20 protein-coding genes are annotated in these 18504 nt (G+C 42.8%); 7 read left to right on the forward strand and 13 right to left on the reverse strand.

Going from position 1 to position 18504, the window contains the following annotated elements; genetic code table 11:
* Window positions 1–4 precede the first annotated feature (4 nt).
* From PMG25_RS03235 to PMG25_RS03270, 8 genes are all read right to left on the reverse strand, one after another.
* Entirely contained in the window at window positions 5–910 is a 906-nt protein-coding gene (locus tag PMG25_RS03235; protein WP_283765476.1) for a substrate-binding domain-containing protein, read from the reverse strand.
* Window positions 911–918: 8 nt separating this feature from the next.
* The gene (fabD, locus tag PMG25_RS03240; RefSeq protein WP_283765477.1) at window positions 919–1800 is read right to left on the reverse strand and encodes an ACP S-malonyltransferase; all 882 of its coding nucleotides are present in this window, start codon (window positions 1798–1800) and stop codon (window positions 919–921) included.
* Window positions 1801–1962: 162 nt separating this feature from the next.
* On the reverse strand, window positions 1963–2955 hold the full coding sequence (locus PMG25_RS03245; RefSeq protein WP_347178730.1) for a beta-ketoacyl-ACP synthase III: 993 nt from the start codon (window positions 2953–2955) through the stop codon (window positions 1963–1965).
* 48 nt (window positions 2956–3003) lie between these two features.
* Entirely contained in the window at window positions 3004–4059 is a 1056-nt protein-coding gene (plsX, locus tag PMG25_RS03250) for a phosphate acyltransferase PlsX (RefSeq protein ID WP_283765479.1), read from the reverse strand.
* Between the two features lie 90 nt (window positions 4060–4149).
* Window positions 4150–4875: a response regulator transcription factor RpaB gene (gene rpaB, locus PMG25_RS03255; RefSeq protein ID WP_271937641.1), complete on the reverse strand. Its 726-nt coding sequence runs from the start codon at window positions 4873–4875 to the stop codon at window positions 4150–4152.
* A 918-nt stretch (window positions 4876–5793) separates the two neighbouring features.
* Window positions 5794–6138 carry a XisI protein gene (locus PMG25_RS03260; protein ID WP_283765480.1) on the reverse strand — a complete coding sequence of 115 codons (345 nt, stop codon included), beginning with the start codon at window positions 6136–6138 and terminating at the stop codon, window positions 5794–5796.
* A 44-nt stretch (window positions 6139–6182) separates the two neighbouring features.
* Complete coding sequence (locus PMG25_RS03265) at window positions 6183–6542, reverse strand: XisH family protein (protein ID WP_283765481.1); 360 nt, start codon at window positions 6540–6542, stop codon at window positions 6183–6185.
* A 92-nt stretch (window positions 6543–6634) separates the two neighbouring features.
* On the reverse strand, window positions 6635–6976 hold the full coding sequence (locus PMG25_RS03270) for a XisI protein (RefSeq protein ID WP_283765482.1): 342 nt from the start codon (window positions 6974–6976) through the stop codon (window positions 6635–6637).
* Between the two features lie 58 nt (window positions 6977–7034).
* On the opposite strand from PMG25_RS03270, the gene PMG25_RS03275 reads away from it, so the two are divergent.
* Entirely contained in the window at window positions 7035–7217 is a 183-nt protein-coding gene (locus PMG25_RS03275) for a hypothetical protein (protein WP_283765483.1), read from the forward strand.
* On the opposite strand, the gene PMG25_RS03280 is transcribed toward PMG25_RS03275, so the two are convergent.
* A complete protein-coding gene (locus PMG25_RS03280; protein ID WP_283765484.1) occupies window positions 7214–7474 on the reverse strand; it encodes a hypothetical protein in 261 nt (86 codons plus the stop codon). The genes PMG25_RS03275 and PMG25_RS03280 overlap by 4 nt on opposite strands.
* Before the next feature lie 251 nt (window positions 7475–7725).
* On the opposite strand from PMG25_RS03280, the gene PMG25_RS03285 reads away from it, so the two are divergent.
* From PMG25_RS03285 to PMG25_RS03310, 6 genes are all read left to right on the forward strand, one after another.
* A complete protein-coding gene (locus PMG25_RS03285) occupies window positions 7726–8022 on the forward strand; it encodes a hypothetical protein (protein WP_283765485.1) in 297 nt (98 codons plus the stop codon).
* Window positions 8023–8025: 3 nt separating this feature from the next.
* Window positions 8026–8430, forward strand: a complete 405-nt coding sequence (locus PMG25_RS03290) for a type II toxin-antitoxin system VapC family toxin (protein ID WP_347178731.1) — start codon at window positions 8026–8028, stop codon at window positions 8428–8430.
* A 236-nt stretch (window positions 8431–8666) separates the two neighbouring features.
* Window positions 8667–8963 carry a hypothetical protein gene (locus PMG25_RS03295; protein ID WP_283765487.1) on the forward strand — a complete coding sequence of 99 codons (297 nt, stop codon included), beginning with the start codon at window positions 8667–8669 and terminating at the stop codon, window positions 8961–8963.
* Window positions 8964–8970: 7 nt separating this feature from the next.
* Window positions 8971–9375, forward strand: coding sequence for a type II toxin-antitoxin system VapC family toxin (locus tag PMG25_RS03300; protein ID WP_283765488.1), 405 nt, complete (start codon window positions 8971–8973; stop codon window positions 9373–9375).
* Between the two features lie 217 nt (window positions 9376–9592).
* Window positions 9593–9889, forward strand: a complete 297-nt coding sequence (locus PMG25_RS03305; protein ID WP_283755854.1) for a hypothetical protein — start codon at window positions 9593–9595, stop codon at window positions 9887–9889.
* A 7-nt stretch (window positions 9890–9896) separates the two neighbouring features.
* Entirely contained in the window at window positions 9897–10301 is a 405-nt protein-coding gene (locus PMG25_RS03310; RefSeq protein WP_283765489.1) for a type II toxin-antitoxin system VapC family toxin, read from the forward strand.
* Between the two features lie 111 nt (window positions 10302–10412).
* Here PMG25_RS03310 and PMG25_RS03315 read toward each other — a convergent pair whose 3' ends face one another.
* From PMG25_RS03315 to PMG25_RS03330, 4 genes are all read right to left on the reverse strand, one after another.
* On the reverse strand, window positions 10413–12203 hold the full coding sequence (locus PMG25_RS03315; RefSeq protein ID WP_283755858.1) for a DUF262 domain-containing protein: 1791 nt from the start codon (window positions 12201–12203) through the stop codon (window positions 10413–10415).
* Between the two features lie 191 nt (window positions 12204–12394).
* Window positions 12395–12649 carry a hypothetical protein gene (locus PMG25_RS03320; RefSeq protein WP_347178734.1) on the reverse strand — a complete coding sequence of 85 codons (255 nt, stop codon included), beginning with the start codon at window positions 12647–12649 and terminating at the stop codon, window positions 12395–12397.
* Between the two features lie 109 nt (window positions 12650–12758).
* Window positions 12759–15350, reverse strand: a complete 2592-nt coding sequence (gene acnB / locus PMG25_RS03325; RefSeq protein ID WP_283765491.1) for a bifunctional aconitate hydratase 2/2-methylisocitrate dehydratase — start codon at window positions 15348–15350, stop codon at window positions 12759–12761.
* Window positions 15351–15650: 300 nt separating this feature from the next.
* Window positions 15651–17585, reverse strand: a complete 1935-nt coding sequence (locus PMG25_RS03330; protein WP_283765492.1) for an ATP-binding protein — start codon at window positions 17583–17585, stop codon at window positions 15651–15653.
* Between the last annotated feature and the right edge of the window lie 919 nt (window positions 17586–18504).

Raw genomic sequence — 18504 nt, forward strand, 5'->3', positions numbered from 1 at the left:
CCCATCAATTCATACTGTCTACATAGCCTAAAAATGCCGTTACCGCCTCATTGGGGGGACTTTTATAGACATAATATAAGGTGCGCGAATAGGGATAACCCGAAAATCCCGGTAATACCCCATCAATTGCCACTGCTCTGACGGTTTGCTGATTGACAATTTGATCGGCTGTGGCATAACCGATGCCATCCTCACCTAATGCCTGTAACATGGGAGTTGTAGCATCTCGGTCTAAGGTTGCAACATTAGAGCCTGTACCAAAATTTTCTCCTTGTAGGGCCAATTCTTGAAACGCCTGACGGGTTCCACTGACTACCGGTCGATTAATGACGCGAATGGGACGATTAGATCCCCCAACTTCTGACCAATTGGTAATTTTACCTTGAAAAATGTCTTTCACTTGTTGCATCGTTAACCCAGCAGACAGGGGATTACTGTTGCTGACGGCGATCGCAATTTGATCGCTCGTCACCGGAAACGCCATTAACCCCTCCTGCGTCTCCTGCGCTGACAGGGGACGAGACACTGCCGCTAAATCCAACTGTCCCATCAACACCCCTTGAATCCCCTTATCCGAACCATTGGCTTGAGTTTCTACCGTGGTATTCGGAAATTGCCCCTCAAACCCCTGTTTCAGAGTCCGATTTAACGTCACCATGCTGGTACTGCCATCCATGCGAATCACTGTACCGGCTGCCACCGATGTCGGTTGGGTAAATTCAGGGGTTGAGGAATTGGGGGCAGTTTGTTCTGTCGGGGTGGGTGCTGCGTTGGGTTCACTCACCACTGGGGGATTATCTCCAGAGGGTGAAGGAGGTTGGCGCAAGAAAAACCAGTAGCCTCCTCCCGCTCCCAAGATCAAAAACAGGCCAATAAACAGAAACGGAGATGGATCATTATTTTGAGCCATAATCTCAGTTAGCTCGGTACTTGAGCTAAGGTCGCAATATTCTCTAAGGCTAACCCCGGACAGGTGCGTTTGACTAGACCTGTCAACACATTACCGGGGCCAATTTCTACCACTTTTTCTATTCCTTCCTCCACCAGTTTTAAGCAGGTTTCTCGCCAGCGCACAGAACCGGTCATTTGCTTGAGTAGACGGGTTTTCAGGGTATTAGAATCCGTAGCTGGAGACGGATCGACATTGGAGAGAACGGGAACCTTGGCTTCAGCAAAAGATGCTGTTTCTAGAACCGCTTGAAACTTTTGTGAGGCCTCTTCCATAAAGGGAGAATGGAAAGCTCCAGAAACGGGGAGAGCCACGGCTTTTTTCACTTTAATTTGCCCCATCACCTGCTCGACGGCTTCGGGTTTGCCCGAAATTACGACTTGCATGGCGCTATTGTCGTTAGCGAGTACCACATCGGGGTTTTTTTCTAAGGCTTCCTGGAGTTGGTCAGATTTAAAGCCAATCAAGGCGGCCATTTTGCCCCCAGAAGCATTTTCCATCAGTTCTGCCCGGCACTTAACTAATTCTAGTCCGGTGGCAAAATCAAAGACTCCAGCCGCATAAAGGGCGACGTATTCACCGAGACTATGGCCGGCGACTAGATCGGGGGAGTGTCCTTTTTCTCGTAAGAGGTCAATTAGAATGGTTTCGATCGCATACAAACAAGGTTGAGTATACAGAGTTCGAGATAAAGTTTCCGCTTCGCTTTGACAGAGGTCTAGAACTGACCATCCTAAAATTTGTTCGGCTTGAGCCAAGCGATCTTGAGCGATCGGGGTATCTTTAAGGTCGATACCCATACCCGTTTTTTGCGATCCTTGTCCAGGGAATAACCAGGCTGTTTTTGTCATAAATTGATTGGGTAATGAGTAATGGGTAGTGGGTAATGGGTAATGGGTAATGGGTAATAGTCAAAACTTAAGGCTGTAAGTTATTGGAAAGGGGGGAGGCAAAAGGCAAAACTTGGTTTTCTCTATTCCCTATTCCCTATTCCCTATTCCCTATTCCCTTAATTAACGTCCCCAGCGAAAGATAGCCGATCCCCAGGTTAAGCCGGCTCCAAATCCAGAAGCGGCGATTAGATCGCCGGGTTGGATTTTTCCAGAGCGGACGGCTTCATCGAGTACCAGGGGAATGGAGGCAGCCGAGGTATTGCCATAGTTGGCTAAGTTACTCAATACTTTTTCCTGGGGAATATTGAGCCGTTTGGCCACAGCATCGAGGATACGTTGGTTGGCTTGATGGAGAATCAGCCAATCGATTTGCTCGCTGCTGATTTGGGCATGAAAGAGGGCTTTCTCAATCACTTCAGGCACTTTTTGCACGGCAAAGCGATAGACTTCTTTGCCGTTCATGGTGATAAATTGATAGGTTCCTTGACCGACGCTGAGGTTAGGAATGATTTCCTCATATTTGGGTTGGTAGGCCAGTTGCAGACAGTGGTTTTGAGTGCCATCACTTTTGAGTTCAAAACCGAGCAGGCGATCGCCTGGGTTGGCTTCCATGACGATCGCCCCTGCACCATCGCCAAATAGGACGCATGTGGTGCGATCGCTCCAATTGACCCATCGAGAGAGTAGATCTGCGCCAATCACTAACACCTTTTGGTAAGTTCCGGTGCGAATATATTGGGCAGCCGTCACCAAAGCAAAAAGGAACCCAGAGCAAGCCGCCGTTAAATCAAAGGCGACGGCTTGATGGGCCCCTAATGCGGCTTGGATTTGACTAGCATTGCCAAATAGATCGTCGGGGGTGGAGGTAGCCAGCAGGATCAAATCGAGATCGGTGGGGGAAATTCCCGCTTGCTCTATGGCTTTGAATCCTGCTTGGGTGGCGATCGCCGTTAAGGACTCACCCTCACCAGCCACGCGACGATTTTTAATTCCCGTCCGAGTGCTAATCCACTCATCTGAGGTTTCCACTCGCTCCGATAGTCCCTGATTGGTCAGTTTCGCTCCAGGGGTAGCCGAACCACTACCGGTTATTGCAATGCCCATATGTTTCATATATTTGTTTATTTTTTCAAGGGAAATTTTCCGGCTTGAAAACCCAAGTTATCCCTCACTATCCTGGTCTCCCGAACTTGCTCCTAAACCGGCCACCGTTTTTTGGTATTGTCCTCGGAGTCGGTCTAAGACCCGATTATCTACGGCCTCTTTGCCTAAACGAATGGCATTAAAAATGGTTGGCGCTTGGGCAGAGCCATGACTAATAATACAGACTCCTGCCACTCCTAAAAGAAGGGCCCCACCATGTTCGGCATGATCTAACCGTTGTTTAATCCGTCGCAGATTGGGTTTCAAGATTGCTGTCCCAATTTGGCCATGGAGACCTTGAGGCAGTTCTTCTCGCACAATCTGTAACATGACGCTCCCTACTGCTTCCGCAAATTTGAGCAACACATTACCGGCGAATCCATCACAAACGATCACATCATAATCACCGGAGAGAACATCCCGGCCTTCAGCATTGCCGATGAAGGGAATTAGGGGATTTTGATCTAATAACTGGTGAGTGCGAATGGCTAAGTCATTTCCTTTACAGGATTCTTCGCCAATGTTTAATAGTCCTACTTTGGGCTGGTCAATTCCCAGGACGTATTGACTATAAACCGTACCCATGAGGGCAAACTGTTCTAAAAATTGGGGGCGACAATCGACATTAGCCCCCACGTCTAGAATTAAAACCGATTTATTGGCCATCAGAGTCGGAAACATGGCCCCGATCGCCGGTCGGTCAATCCCTGGTAAGCGACCTAAACGCAGCAGAGCTGCTGCCATCGCTGCTCCAGAGTGACCCGCCGATACCACGGCATCGGCTCGGTTTTGCTTGACTAAATTCATCGCCACACTAATGGAGGCGTTTTTCTTGCGTCTGAGGGCAACCAGGGGTTCCTCATTCATGGAAATCACGCCTTCGGAAGGAACGATTTCCAGTTGGTGGGAGTGGGTGTGCTTACCAATTGATTCTTCAATCTGCTCTGGATCGCCCACCAGCAGGATTTGGACATCGAGTTCTTCTTTTGCCCTTAGCGCTCCTGCGACAATTTCATCGGGGGCGTAATCCCCACCCATTGCGTCTATTGCGATTCTTGCCGGAGTTGATCCCATTGCTCGCCAGTGATAAAAGCCTTACAAATTCTACCAAATCGTTTCACCCCAGAGATCGCCTTCTGAGAGCGATCGCCTATTTTTGTGGGGTTATTCCTCTGCGCCCGCTTCCAGAATACGTTGGAATAAATACCCTGTACCCCTAGCGGTGAGGATTAATTCCGGATTACTGGGATCTTCCTCTAACTTAGCTCGCAGCCTTGAGATATGAACATCCACCACACGGGTATCTACATGACGTTCTGGGGTATAGCCCCATACCTCCTGTAGAATCTCGGAACGGGAGAAAGGTTCTCCCGAACGACTCACCAACAGTTCCAGAAGACTAAACTCCATCCCCGTCAGGCGAATGCGTTCATCTCCTTTATAAACTTGTCGTTTATTGGTATCGATGCGGATATTGCTCACCTGGATCACGCCAGAGCTAGGAATGCCAGAGGTGCTGGTTTTATCTACTCGGCGGAGAACTGAACGAATGCGAGCTTCGAGTTCTTTGGGGGAAAAAGGTTTGACGACATAATCATCGGCTCCCAATTCCAGACCCGTGATGCGATCGGCCACATCTCCCAGGGCAGTTAACATAATGATGGGTACATCCGATTCTTTACGGAGTTCTTGGCAGACTCCATAACCATCGAGCTTGGGCATCATCACATCCAAAACCACCAAATCCGGTAGGATATGGCGAAAGGTTTCTAGGGCTTCTTCCCCATCACCAGCCGTGACCACATCGTACCCGATCATCGATAATCGGGTTTCTAAGATGCGTCGGATACTGGCTTCATCGTCAACAACCAGAATTTTTTCTTTGTCCAAGTGCCGTAACTCTCCTTGACCTCTGAATTCTGCTGCAAAAGTTTACTTAACTACTCTTAACACTACGATATTATGTTATTGGGCGTTTGAGCAATACAGAGGGAAAATCGAGGTAAACCTCTCGCTGATAACAACAACCCGGCTTCACGAAACCGTTGGATGCGATCTCAAGCCATGTGACTATGAGTCAGTGGACTAGGAGTCACTATTCACAGAGACAGCGCTTTGCGCTGTTAAGTAATGAGTAATGAGTAATGAGTAAGAAAGTTCCTCTGAGTGTTGTGTAAGGGCAGATTGAGGGCGATTCAAATGTATCGCATAACACTGAAAACTGCTGTATAGCATAAGTTATGTTCCTCTAGTTTTCTCACAAATTCACTCCCTTCACCATAGAGACTAAAGGTGATATTTTGATAGACTCCATAAGCATTAACTTTAGCTATTGATACTCTATTTTATTCTATCTTCATCCTCGGAAAGTGACAGAAGAGGGATATGCCACTACACACAGATATGTCCTAACTTGCTAATGCAGGAATTTTCAATGGAACCAGAGCCTTATGCAACACGCTGGGCTTGGCACTTCAGTATACCTCATGGCCATTACTCTCATTATATCCAACTACAACTGCACCTACAGTTGTCCCAATTTCTGGATACATTGCTTATCATACCGATATTCTAACAACCTAAAAACTTGCTCGTAGGTTTGGAGATCGATTAACACCTCAAGAATCCCTTCTTTGTAACTCTGGTTGAACTCCTCAGCAATGCTATTGTGATGGTTTGAGTGAGCGGTAAGTTACCAGATGGCATGATACAGTATCTGAATTGAGACAAGCGATCGCACTTTGAACTACTGTACCTGATCGGGCGATCGCCCCTCTCCATTCTCCCTATCCTAGGGAGTATCAGGGTTTAGGCGATCGCAAATTCCGTATACTTCCGCTTCTCTGGAGAATAAAACGCCAACACAATATCTTCTTTCGGCACTCCTTCTCTCAATAACTCAGTCGCAATACCTTCCTCTGTCCAGTCTTCTTCAATATGAATCTTCTCATTTTTGATTCTAATATAAACCGAAATCGCTCTGACTCGCTTTCTGGAAGTCCAACCAATATCAAACCAAAGGTATTGATCTCGTTCTTCATCAAAGGATAATATTGTATCTATTCCCTCCAAGTTGGGGGTTTGGCTGGCAATGCGATCGTATTCGGTTAACGTTTTTTTCACTAGAGAGCGATAGTTTTCTAATTTATCCATTGGACAATCTCCTCATGGTTAATATCGATGACAATCAACCATATTTAATACTGTTGAATGACTAACTCAATACCTTTTTTCTGAAAAAATGTTTCATAAATATCTTGGTCAATAGCTAGGTAGAGAAAGTAAGTTGGATGAATTTGAGATAATAGAGTTCGATATAAAATGTATTGCCCTAAAGCACATTGAAATTCATGAACCGCAGACGGATTGATGAAACTTTTCATCTCGACTACAATATTGCTATCTTCTTTCTGTGCGGAAAATAGCTTTTTCCCTGCTACATCAGCAAATAAGGTCATTCCTTCGTATCTGATTGTATAGGGATCGCGAACAATTTCCCAACCATCTTTAATCAATGCATTCTTAAAGCTTTCATGATAAGTGTCTTTGGCTGGCATTTTCCTCCTATGTGTGAGTTGAGGATACTGGTATTATAGCATCGCCCCCAGACCTCCTACCCCACTATCCCTATCCCAGTGAGTAACAGGGTTTAGGCGATCGCAAATTCCGTAAACTTGCGACTTTCTGGCTCATGAAACGCTAGTACAATGTCTTCTTTGGGGACACCTTCTCTGAGTAACTCAGTTGCAATACCGTCCTCTGTCCAATCTTCTTCTATGTAAATTTTCTCATTTTTTATTCTCACATAGACAGAAACAGCTTTAATTCTTCTGCTATCTTTCCAGCCAATATTAAACCAGAGGTATTGATTTCTTTCATCATCAAACATTAACACTTCATCGATATCTGGATCGGGGACTTGTGCAGAAATGCGATCGTACTCAGTTAAAATATCCTTGATCAGTGTTTGATAGTGGATTAGTTTGTCCATTTGGTAATCTCCTCTTGATTCAGATCCACAACTAATAATGTTATGAGGACAGACAAGTATGAAACCAGAGTATAATTTTTCTCAAGCTGAACAAGGTAAATTCTATCATCCTCAAGCGAAATTGCAATATCCGATTTATCTGGAATCAGATATTGATGAATTTTTCAGGCAAATTGCACAAGAGAAAGAAATTGATGTTCAAGTGTTAGTGAATGAATGGTTACGAAAATTTTTCATTTAGAGCGGTTGACGGCGTTCAGCTTGATAACGAATTTGACGAGCATAGTTTTGACTATCCTCAATTTCAGGACGAGAATTGATTAATCCTTCTTTTTGCCAATAAGAAATCAACTCCGAGCCGGTTTTGGGAGTGTTATTCAAGACTTGTCTTAGAGAAAGGAGATGTAAAATATATTCGGATAAGGAGAGGTTAATTTGTTGGGCTTCAATCGATAATTCTTGTTCTAGTTCTTGAGGTAAATTGATCTGAATGGTCATATTGTGAAGTTAGGGATTGGGTATTGTAAATTTGGGTTTATTGTAACTTAAGATTAAGGCGATCGCCCTCTCCCTACTCTACTCCATCAGGCGATCGCCCCCACACCCCCCTCCCCATTCTCCCTATCCCAGTCAGTGTCACGGTTTAGGCGATCGCTTTCCTCCGTAAACTTCCCGGTTTCTGGCTCATGAAACACTATTTTAGGTTATGATGAGACTATCTTAATCCAAACTGCATGGAGGTAAGTATCATGTTATCCACCGAGCTAAGACAAGAATCAATGGTTAAAAGAGTTGAAAACGTTGTATCTATAATTATGGCAGAAAGTCCTTTATTTAAGGAAGATCTCGATTATGTAAAAACCGTACAAGATTTAGTAAGACTTTTTCAAGAGAATTTACCTTTTGAAGAATTTAATACCATGTCAGATGGAGAATTAAAAGAACATTGTAGTTTTATTATGGCGACAGAACTATTCACTAAAATTGGTGAAGATTTTACTCCTGAACAAATGGCTATTTTTGAAGATGCAGTTAAACGGAAATAGAAGATGAATTACTTGTTAGACACTAATATTGTGTCTTTAATAGTCAAACAAAATCGTCAAATTTTAGAAAAAATTAATAATATTAAATCGCAAAGAAAAAGTATATTTATAAGTTGTATTACTTATTTTGAAATGAGACGGGGTTTTTTAGCGGTTGATGCTCCTAAACAAAGAGAAAGGTTTAATCTGATTTGTCAAACATATCCGATTATTTTCTTAGATGATTTAGCTATATTAGAGAAAGCTGCTGAAATTCATGCTAATTTGAGATTAAGGGGTTTACCGATACAAACTGAAGATGTTTTAATTGCAGCGAGTGCAATGGTTAAGAATTTGATTATGGTTTCTAATGATACGGATTTAGCCAGAGTTGAAGGTTTGAGTTTAGAGAATTGGTCAGAATTATAAACATTGAGTTTAGCCTCTCTTGGATAAGAGATCGCCCCCACACCCCCCTCCCCATTATCCCTATCCCAGCGAGTATAACGGTTTAGGCGATTGCCTCCGTAAACTTCCGCGTTTCATGCGCCTGAAACGCCAGTACAAGGTCTTCTGTGGGTACACCTTTCATCCCTAGTCATCGGTTGGAGTCATTTTAGGTTATGATAAGATTATTTGAATGTGGCTACCTGGAGGTAAGTATCATGTTATCCACTGAGCTGAAACAAAAATCGATAGTCAAAAGAATTGAGGATATTGTTTCGATTTTGATGGCAGAAGACTCCTTATTTGAAGAAGATTTAAATTACTCACAAATGGTAAATCTTTTGGTTAGTCTTGCTCAAGAAAACCTGAGTTTTGAAGAGTTTAATAGTATGCCAGATGCTGAATTGAAAGAACATTGTAGTTGTGTCATGGCTACGGAAGTCTTGTCAAAGATAGGGCAAGAGTTTACGCCTGAGCAAATGGCTATATTTGATGAAGCAGTTAAGCGAAAATAGTTTTTCTATGACCTATCTATTAGACACAAATATTGTTTCGTTAGCAGTCAAAGATAATTTGAAAATAAAGGCTAAACTAGAAGCAATAAACTTTCAAGGTAAAACCATTTATATTAGTTGTATCACTTATTTTGAAATTAGGAGAGGGTTTTTAGCGGTTGATGCACCTAAACAAAGGGAAAGATTTAACAAATTTCGCCAAAAGTATCCGATGATTCTCTTAGATGATTTAGCCATATTGGAAAAAGCGGCTGAAATTCATGCTAATTTGAGATTAAGAGGTTTACCGATTCAAACTGAAGATGTTTTAATTGCGGCGAGTGCAATGGTTAAGAATTTGATTATGGTTTCTAATGATACGGATTTAGCCAGAGTTGAAGGTTTGAGTTTAGAGAATTGGTCAGAATTATAAGAATTTATTGAGCTGAACCCAAAAAGCGATCGCCCTCTCCCTACTCTACTCCATCAGGCGATCGCCCCCACACTCCCCTCCCCATTCTCCCTATCCCAGTGAGTACCAGGGTTTAGGCGATCGCGAATTCCGTAAACTTCCGAGTTTCTGGCTCATGAAACACTATTTTAGGTTATGATGAGACTATCTTAATCCAAACTGCATGGAGGTAAGTATCATGTTATCCACAGAGCTGAGACAAGAATCGATAGTCAAGAGAATTGGGGATGTAGTTTCGATTTTGATGGAAGAACGCCCTTTATTCCAAGAAGATCTTAATGATTCAGAAATGATTCAACTTTTAGTTAAACTTGCTCAAGATAACTTAAGCTTTGAAGAATTTGATAGTATGCCAGATGCTGAGTTAAAAGAACATTGTAGTTTTGTTATGGCTACAGAACTTTTGTCAAAAATTGGTCAAGATTTTACTCCTGAGCAAATGGCTATCTTTGATGAAGCGATAAAACGAAAGTAGTAGACTTATGAGTTATTTATTAGACACCAATATTATTTCTTTAGCTGTCAAAGATAATTTGAAAATAAAAGCTAAACTAGAAGGACTAAAATTTCAAAGAAGAAAAATTAATTTTAGTTGCATTACTTATTTTGAAGTCAGGAGAGGCTTCCTGGCTGTTGATGCTCCTAAACAACGGGAACGCTTTAATCAAATTTGCCAAGATTATCAAATTATTTTCTTAGATGATTTAGCTATATTAGAGAAAGCTGCTGAAATTCATGCTAATTTGAGATTAAGGGGTTTACCGATACAAACTGAAGATGTTTTAATTGCAGCGAGTGCAATGGTTAAGAATTTGATTATGGTTTCTAATGATACGGATTTAGCCAGAGTTGAAGGTTTGAGTTTAGAGAATTGGTCAGAATTATAAACATTGAGTTTAGCCTCTCTTGGATAAGAGATCGCCCCCACACCCCCCTCCCCATTCTCCCTATCCCAGTCAGTGCAACGGTTTAGGCGATCAGAACAGCAACTTCCCCGACTAAATATCTAGTCCCCAAACTTTCATAGCGATATTTACCAACATTTCTTGGCGTTGATCAATAGAAGAATCATCCCATACTTTGAAATTAACTAAACCAAGCTGACTCATAGCACGATTTAGCTGTGTATCGTTACCAACATGAGGAATTTCCGATAAAGAACGAGTTATTAAAATTTGAGATTGCTGATATCCCGATAATTTATCATCATAATCATTGTCAGAAATAGAACTATTAATTGTTTTTTCTAACAAAGTTAAATTTCCTAGTTTTTGTGATTTTAAATTCTTCCTAGATTGTGGTAGTATATGTTCAATGGTAATATTCTTATCAAGATAAAATCCTAATTCTTTACTATTTCCATATGCTGTTTTTTCAACAAATTGTGAAATTTTAGCTAAAATATAGCGAAGACGATATTTCGCTAAATTAGATTCAGATAGTTGAAGCAAAGATTGCCTAAAATCGTCTTTTAAAGAATTAAGTTCAGGAATAAAGTATTTTTCAATAAAAGAATCTAGTTCCTCACTCGTCTTCACCAATCTTAAGTGTTTTGACCAACGCGCAAACTCACGACCCAAATTAAAATCTTTGCGTCTAGTTTTTCTTGTAATAGCGTAAACAAAAAATAAGTTTTCAAGATACAAGGATAATTTATTAAAAAGATCTATTCTTAAAAAACGTCCGCTTAATAATAATATTAATTGTTGTTTGGAACGTCCCTGGATTTGAGCAAGATTTTTTAAGTGATAATTGTCAGAATTATCAATATTTTTAGCTATTGTAAATTTACAATAGTGTTCAGCAGCCAACGTTAAAGTTTCAATGAATTTTATTGGATTTTTCTGTATTTCATGTTTTTCTTGGTTTTCAAGAAACCAATCATAAATTTCTTCTTCTGGAAAAGTATTAGACAAGTTAACTGGATAATGAGACATTAAGTAATATCGCATAAATGATAAAGGTTCTTGCTTATGTTGAGAGAGTATTGTAAGAAATTCTTGCCATTTTTTAGTTAAGCTACTCCAGTCTCGATTATAGTTATTGCCGTTAGAAGTATGAATAAACAAATAATTTTTTAGTAAATCTACAGGATTCAGTCCGATTCCTCTTTCATTAATGGTCTCAAAAACCTTAAGGGCATTTTTAAGATTTGGACTTTCTATTCTAATCAACTTAGTTCGATTAGCAATAAATGAACAAGCTTCTTTGAATTTTTTAGAGTTAGCTTCTAAGTTATCATTCAAGAAATTTTTGATGAGTTTCCATGCTTTATCTATGTTTTGAGCAGATTGTGAAGATTTAAGTAAGGATTGTTCATACTTATCTCCTTCTAAAATACAATCCAGTATTTTTTGCCCTAAGCTATCATATTGTAGAGACAATCTATATTTATCAATATCCTCACCTGTGTTCATATCTTGAGCAAAACCTTTGATTAAGTTTTCAGTTACTCTTGATTCATCTCCTAATTCTTTAATACAGTCTCTAATGGCGCAAAAAATCAAATAAACTGTAGTTAATCTTTGTTGTCCATCGATTAACTGAAATGTTTTTTTATCATCAGTTCTATCTGGACAAACAACAATAGAACCTAAAAAATATTCCGAGAACTGATTAGAGCTTTCATATTCATATAGTCCTAATCCTTCAAATAAATCTTCAAGTAATTTTTTTACGTTATCTTCCTTCCAAACATATTCACGCTGAAAATTAGGTACAGTATAAAAATCTTGAAACAAGTCTGCAATACTCAAATTTTTCGATTCAATTGTTGGAATATTAGACATAAAATATGTATACTTAAGATTTAATCAACAGATATCTGAATTTTGAAGGTGAGCCGTCATCCGGCTCACCCTAACCATTATACTACACTACAGCCTCTTCTAGCTTCGGCATTTGATCGGCGGGAATGACGCGACCAAAATCCTAGAAACCTTCAATTTCATTGAAATTCAGGTAACGGTACAACTCAGCCTTAATTTTCATCATCAGTTAAAGATTCTAACTCATCAGAAATTAAATTTTGCCAATCCTCATCACAGTGAGAATGTAAATGAATTGAGGTTACTAATAACTCTGATAAAATTTGACCTTTTTGGCGATCGCTTAACTCAGAAAGTTGTAATTGATTAATCAAAGAAAGAACATTTTGACATTCTTCCTGTAATTCTATAATTAATTGATTTAAAGTGGAATTTTGAGTGCTAATTTTTTTAGTAATTAATTGCATTAGTTTTTCCCTAACCTTTTTAATGCTTGTTGAATACCTTTTTACCATAAATTATAATCTTGATCAATCAAGGTGAGTCCATAAAAGACCCACCTCAATAATTATACTACTACACTACAGCCTCCTCTAACTTCGGCATCTGATCGGCGGGAATGACGCGACCGAAATCCTCGAAACCTTCAATCTCATTGAAGTTCAGGTAACGGTACAACTCAGCCTTGAATGGATCGACCTTCTTAGCCACAATATCTAAATACTCCTCAACAGTGGGGATTTTACCGAGAAGAGCGCAGACGGCAGCCAACTCGGCCGAGCCTAGATAGACTCGCGCACCTTTACCCATGCGGTTGTTAAAATTACGGGTCGAGGTTGAGAAAACCGTGGCATTATCTTCCACGCGGGCTTGATTTCCCATGCACAAGGAACATCCCGGCATCTCCGTTCTTGCACCAGCAGCCGCGAAAATACCGTACACTCCTTCATCCCGTAACTGTTGTTCATCCATGCGGGTTGGGGGACAGATCCACAGGCGACCTTTGACCGTTCCTGCGCCTTCCAAAATCTTCGCCGCCGCCCGATAATGGCCGATATTGGTCATACAAGAACCGATGAATACCTCATCAACTTTATCCCCGGAACATTCGCTCATTAACTTCACATTATCCGGGTCATTGGGAGCCGCCACAATCGGTTGTTTGATCTCGTTTAAGTTGACCTCGATAATATCAGCGTATTCGGCATCTTCATCGGCTGACATTAACTCTGGGTTCGCTAACCATTGCTCCATTTTGGCAATACGACGAGTCAAGGTAACCGCATCCTCATAGCCCCTGGCGATCATGTTTTTCATCAGCACAATATTAGAGCGCAGATATTCTGCCACGGTTTCTGTACTGAGCTTAATGGTAGAGCCAGCACACGATCGCTCTGCCGTGGCATCCGTTAACTCAAACGCCTGCTCCAACTTCAAGTCCGGTAAGCCCTCCATCTCCATCACCCGACCATTGAACACATTTTGCTTGTTCTCGGTGGCGACAGTGAGCTTACCTTGTTGCATGGCTACCCAGGGAATGGCGTTGACGATATCCCGCAGGGTAACCCCCGGTTGCAACTCACCGGTAAACTTGACTAATACGGACTCTGGCATATCCAAGGGCATCACCCCCAGAGCTGCCGCAAACGCCACCAACCCGGAACCTGCGGGGAAGGAAATACCCAGGGGGAAACGGGTGTGGGAGTCGCCCCCCGTGCCTACGGTGTCCGGTAAGAGCATCCGGTTGAGCCAGGAGTGGATGATGCCATCTCCCGGACGCAGGGCAACCCCTCCGCGAGTGGAGAAGAAGTCCGGTAAGTCCTTGTGGGTTTTGATGTCTACGGGTTTGGGATAGGCGGCGGTATGGCAGAAGGTTTGTAAAGTGAGGTCGGCATTAAAGCCCAAACAGGCCAGTTCTTTCAGCTCATCCCGCGTCATCGGCCCGGTGGTATCCTGGGAACCTACGGTGGTCATGATTGGTTCGCAGGAGGTTCCGGGACGCACACCGGGCAGTCCGCAGGCTTTGCCCACCATTTTTTGCGCCAGGGTAAACCCTTTACCGGTATCGTTGGGCAGACTGGGACGGGTGAACAGTGGACTCGGTTCATACCCCAGGGCTTCACGGGTTTTATCGGTTAAGCTGCGTCCGATGAGTAGGGGAATGCGTCCACCGGCACGAACTTCATCGAGAATGGTTTCGGGTTTGAGGGTGAAGGTGGAAACGACTTCTCCCGCTTGGTTGGTAATTTCCCCTTTGTAGGGATGGATGGTGATCACATCGCCGGTGTTGAGTTTGCTGACATCGCATTCGATGGGCAGTGCGCCAGAGTCTTCAGCCGTGTTGAAGAAGATGGGGGCAATTTTACCGCCGAGGATGTATCCTCCTGCCCGCTTGTTGGGTACAAAGGGGATATCGTCGCCAATGTGCCAGAGAACGGAGTTAATGGCAGACTTGCGAGAGGAACCGGTTCCGACAACATCGCCGACATAGGCGACGGGATGGCCGTTTTCTTTCAGTTTGGCAATGGTTTCCAACCCTTCCGGCATCCGCGACTCTAGCATAGCCAGGGCATGGAGGGGGATGTCGGGGCGGGTGGTGGCATGGGGTGCGGGGGAGAGGTCATCTGTGTTGGTTTCTCCGGGCACTTTGAAGACGGTGACGGTGATGGCTTCAGCCAGTTTGGGACGGCGGATAAACCAGACGGCGTTCGCCCAAGCGTCGATCGCTTGTTTGGCGTAGGGGTTCACGTCTGAGAGTTCTAGAACTTCATTAAAAGCATCAAAAACCAGGGTGATTTTACTCAGAGCGCCAGCCGCTTCACTGGCCATGCCGTTATCATTGCTTTTGAGGATATCGACGAGCGATCGCACATTATATCCTCCCACCATGGTTCCCAGCAGGTCGATCGCCCCCTGATGGGAAATGAGCGGACACTGGATCTCATCCTTCGCCACAGCAGTCAGGAAACCGGCTTTCACATAAGCCGCTTCATCCACACCTGGCGGCACGCGATCGCGTAATAACATCAGCAGTTCTTCTTTCAGTTCCTCCTGCGGCTGTTTGAGCATCTCGCACAACTCGGAGGTTTGAGCGGCATCCAAAGGCAGGGGAGGGATACCGAGAGCAGCGCGTTCTTGGGCGTGTTGACGATAGTCATCTAGAAACATAAGCGTTGCAGTTCTCCTGATTCGTTTCTATCATTATGAAGGAGTTTCCCAGTGTAGCGCTTCATAGACTCAGCAAAACGTATCCTCTGATCCGTAACCGTTATCTTCTGCTAATTTCACCACTCCCTTGCTGAGTCACTATTCCTCCATGCCCAACTTAGGCATCACCTTACAAGAATCAGGTTTTCTGTTGCAATTTACGTGGCATTATACGATTCTGGCGATCGTGTTATTGAAGAAACCCGGTTTCTGGTTCCCACGAGAATCAACGCTGTAACAGCGCAAGCTGTCAAGACACGCCTAAGTGCGGGTGGCTATCCAACGGCGGCAGAGTTCTACTTGAATCTGCCATCGCTCACCAGTTTGATTAATCACATCATGGCGTTTCAGGGTCTCTAGGGCGGCGGTAAGGTCGGGCACAGGGGGACACTGGGACTGGAGTTGCTCCGTTGTTAGGCCGGTGGGGTGAGGGGCGAGGGCTTTCAGGATATCCGTTTGTCCTGGTGGGTCTTGGCTGGCTTGGTTCCAGATGCCGTCGAAGTAGTAGCGACCATTGCGGAACAGGTCGCCTTGGGTAATATCGGTAACAGCGGCCACATCCTCTAAGGTAAGTCTGGCATTCCGTTCATTGAGCGGAGTTGAAATACGTTCATTGAGCGAAGTCGAAATGAACGTAGGCGTTTCAAACATCAGCTCATTAAAACGGCGCACCAGTTGAAAGCCTATCAGTTGCACCAGGTAGGGTTGACCGTGGGTGAGGCGATAGATTTCATCCACCGCATCCGGGTGATATTCCAGGGGGAAGTCCTCGCTGGGATTTTCCAGAATTTGCCGGGTGGCGGCGCTGCTGAGGAAACCGACACGGAGGGCGTAGGTGCTGCCAAAGAAGGGTTGGAAATAGTCGCGGGTCATTTCTTCGAGGGTGTGCAGTCCAGCCAGGGCAAAGGCTAGACGCTTATCCATTTGCATCAGACCCCGCAGGTAACCCATAAAGTCGGGGGTGAGTTGTCCCGCTTCGATGAGGTCTTCGATAATCTCAAATTCATCCAGGGCAATAATCAGGGCGCGACAGTCCAGTTGCTTAAGGACATCTCGCAGGTAGCGCTCAAATGTGCGTTGGGGAAACGTGAGAAAGGCTTCATCGGAAGGCGCGGCAATGTCCAGATGTTGGGCAATATCGTCGGCAATGGTCAGCAGGACTTCACTGATACCCTGGGTAACGGAGCCGAGCAGTTGCAGGTTAACGTAAATCAGCTTGAGGTCAGAACCGCCCGTGAGGTTGCGGAGAATGGAGCTTTTCCCCATGCGGCGATGACCGTAGATGAGGACAGAGGGGGGGTTGGCTGCACCGAGCCAGAGGCTTTCCAGTTCCCGGAGGATGTCCTCACGACCCACAAACCGGTCACCTTCTACCGGGTCGCCGATGGTGTAGGGGTTTTGGACGGGTTCGAGAATTTCCACATTGCCAATATCGCTGGCAATCTGAATAACAAATCTCAACCATCGTTGTAAGATTAAGATAATTAACATCCCTTCAGGTTGAGCAAGTTGATCAATATTATTAATGATGTGTTGGAGTTCTCCTTGGGCACGAACTAGGGCTTTGGCGCGAGTTCCCCGGCTACTACTACGCTCAATAAGTTGAGTTTCTTCGATGACGCGGTTAAATGCTTGGATAGCTTGCCAACTTGTTGGATGGAAGCGTTTTTCAGGCTCTGTTTCAGGGCAAGGAGGAAGGATAAGTGAAGAAATTTGCTTAAATTCTGTGGCTTGGTTGCATAAGTTAAGTGCATAGCTTAGGGTATATATTTGATTGCCATACGGGATGTGTGAATTTTTTTCAAAAACTAGAGTAGCTTCACTTAATTGCTGTGAATACATTAGATAAAATCCTGCGGCAATTGAGTGATGGGGTAAATCCAACCGAAGATCTGTATTAAGATTGGCAGTGAGTCGTTCCCGAACACTTCTGGGTAAGATAAAGAAACTATCCCAGAAATGTTTCTTTAGTATGTTATTAATACATACAGAGCAAAAACGAAGGATGCTCCGGTTGTCAATCTGTGCTATTTTACCGATAATTTCTTCTTTCGGAATTTGAGTTAGTTCTTCATTGATACATTCAATAACAGTGGTAACCTGTAAACTATATTTCAAGAGTTCATTACTGTTATACAGTCCTTCTTCCCAATTGGAGTGTAAACTCTGTTTCAAAAATTCTTGTAAATGAGGCAAAGGTAAAGGAGTAATTCGAGAAAACAACAAACTTATATTTGGAAACGTAAATGAATTGATCAGTATACTGAGTAACCAACTATCAGGGCGCAAGGAAAATAAAGTAGTTAAAGATATAAGTATACAACCAGATATCATACCTTGCATGAAGCCATATATTACACCATGTATCACGGCTAATATAACACTGTATATCAGTCCAAATACTACAGAAGTGGCTATACCATCCAGAATTTCTTTAGTTATACCGTAGATTGATATTATATTTTTATCAGCATATTTCTTAACTTGATCTATTGCTAATGAGTTAGTCTTTATGATAGAAGATAGTACAGCCACTAGCCCAACAAGGGTTTGTTTTTCTGAATCTCCAGTTTGATTTGGCGCTATAGCTGCTTCGTCTGTTATATACCTACTCAGATATTTGTTGAAATATAAATTAAGACCTAATTTTAGACCGGAACAGACATTGTAGAAACAGCCTAAAAACAAGCCATATTGTATACAGAAAAAAAATAATTTTGCATTCGATGTTATCATTGGATTAATCATCCATAATGAAGCCAGTATACAAAATAACCACACAGAAACAAACAAACTAAGCATAACTTGTAAAATCACATCAAGCCATAAGCTTAAAAATAAGTAAAATATAAAAAAAGACGTAACGACAAGAAGCAAAGATAATCCATTCAAAACAATTCCTATTTTTGACAGAATAAAAACAGACAATAAGATCAAAAATGTTTGAAAAATAAAAGACTGAATTAGTAACTTAATCTCAATACTATGACCTTGAAAAATCGAAAGATTAGGCTGCCATTTTTTTCTTTTATCAAATTCTTTTTCATATCCAAATTCATCTATGTAACACCATATAGCTTGAGGAAAATAAAATACCCAATACAACAATCGCAAA

It is taken from the genome of Roseofilum capinflatum BLCC-M114 (genome assembly GCF_030068505.1).
In the GTDB taxonomy this organism is placed as follows: domain Bacteria; phylum Cyanobacteriota; class Cyanobacteriia; order Cyanobacteriales; family Desertifilaceae; genus Roseofilum; species Roseofilum capinflatum.

What these genes read in the sequence shown, in the direction of transcription:
- PMG25_RS03235 (WP_283765476.1), bottom strand. Translation starts at nt 910, where the DNA reads ATGGCTCAAAATAATGATCCATCTCCGTTTCTGTTTATTGGCCTGTTT.
- fabD (WP_283765477.1), bottom strand. Translation starts at nt 1,800, where the DNA reads ATGACAAAAACAGCCTGGTTATTCCCTGGACAAGGATCGCAAAAAACG.
- PMG25_RS03245 (WP_347178730.1), bottom strand. Translation starts at nt 2,955, where the DNA reads ATGAAACATATGGGCATTGCAATAACCGGTAGTGGTTCGGCTACCCCT.
- plsX (WP_283765479.1), bottom strand. Translation starts at nt 4,059, where the DNA reads ATGGGATCAACTCCGGCAAGAATCGCAATAGACGCAATGGGTGGGGAT.
- PMG25_RS03260 (WP_283765480.1), bottom strand. Translation starts at nt 6,138, where the DNA reads ATGGATAAATTAGAAAACTATCGCTCTCTAGTGAAAAAAACGTTAACC.
- PMG25_RS03265 (WP_283765481.1), bottom strand. Translation starts at nt 6,542, where the DNA reads ATGCCAGCCAAAGACACTTATCATGAAAGCTTTAAGAATGCATTGATT.
- PMG25_RS03270 (WP_283765482.1), bottom strand. Translation starts at nt 6,976, where the DNA reads ATGGACAAACTAATCCACTATCAAACACTGATCAAGGATATTTTAACT.
- PMG25_RS03275 (WP_283765483.1), top strand. Translation starts at nt 7,035, where the DNA reads ATGAAACCAGAGTATAATTTTTCTCAAGCTGAACAAGGTAAATTCTAT.
- PMG25_RS03280 (WP_283765484.1), bottom strand. Translation starts at nt 7,474, where the DNA reads ATGACCATTCAGATCAATTTACCTCAAGAACTAGAACAAGAATTATCG.
- PMG25_RS03285 (WP_283765485.1), top strand. Translation starts at nt 7,726, where the DNA reads ATGTTATCCACCGAGCTAAGACAAGAATCAATGGTTAAAAGAGTTGAA.
- PMG25_RS03290 (WP_347178731.1), top strand. Translation starts at nt 8,026, where the DNA reads ATGAATTACTTGTTAGACACTAATATTGTGTCTTTAATAGTCAAACAA.
- PMG25_RS03295 (WP_283765487.1), top strand. Translation starts at nt 8,667, where the DNA reads ATGTTATCCACTGAGCTGAAACAAAAATCGATAGTCAAAAGAATTGAG.
- PMG25_RS03300 (WP_283765488.1), top strand. Translation starts at nt 8,971, where the DNA reads ATGACCTATCTATTAGACACAAATATTGTTTCGTTAGCAGTCAAAGAT.
- PMG25_RS03305 (WP_283755854.1), top strand. Translation starts at nt 9,593, where the DNA reads ATGTTATCCACAGAGCTGAGACAAGAATCGATAGTCAAGAGAATTGGG.
- PMG25_RS03310 (WP_283765489.1), top strand. Translation starts at nt 9,897, where the DNA reads ATGAGTTATTTATTAGACACCAATATTATTTCTTTAGCTGTCAAAGAT.
- PMG25_RS03315 (WP_283755858.1), bottom strand. Translation starts at nt 12,203, where the DNA reads ATGTCTAATATTCCAACAATTGAATCGAAAAATTTGAGTATTGCAGAC.
- PMG25_RS03320 (WP_347178734.1), bottom strand. Translation starts at nt 12,649, where the DNA reads ATGCAATTAATTACTAAAAAAATTAGCACTCAAAATTCCACTTTAAAT.
- acnB (WP_283765491.1), bottom strand. Translation starts at nt 15,350, where the DNA reads ATGTTTCTAGATGACTATCGTCAACACGCCCAAGAACGCGCTGCTCTC.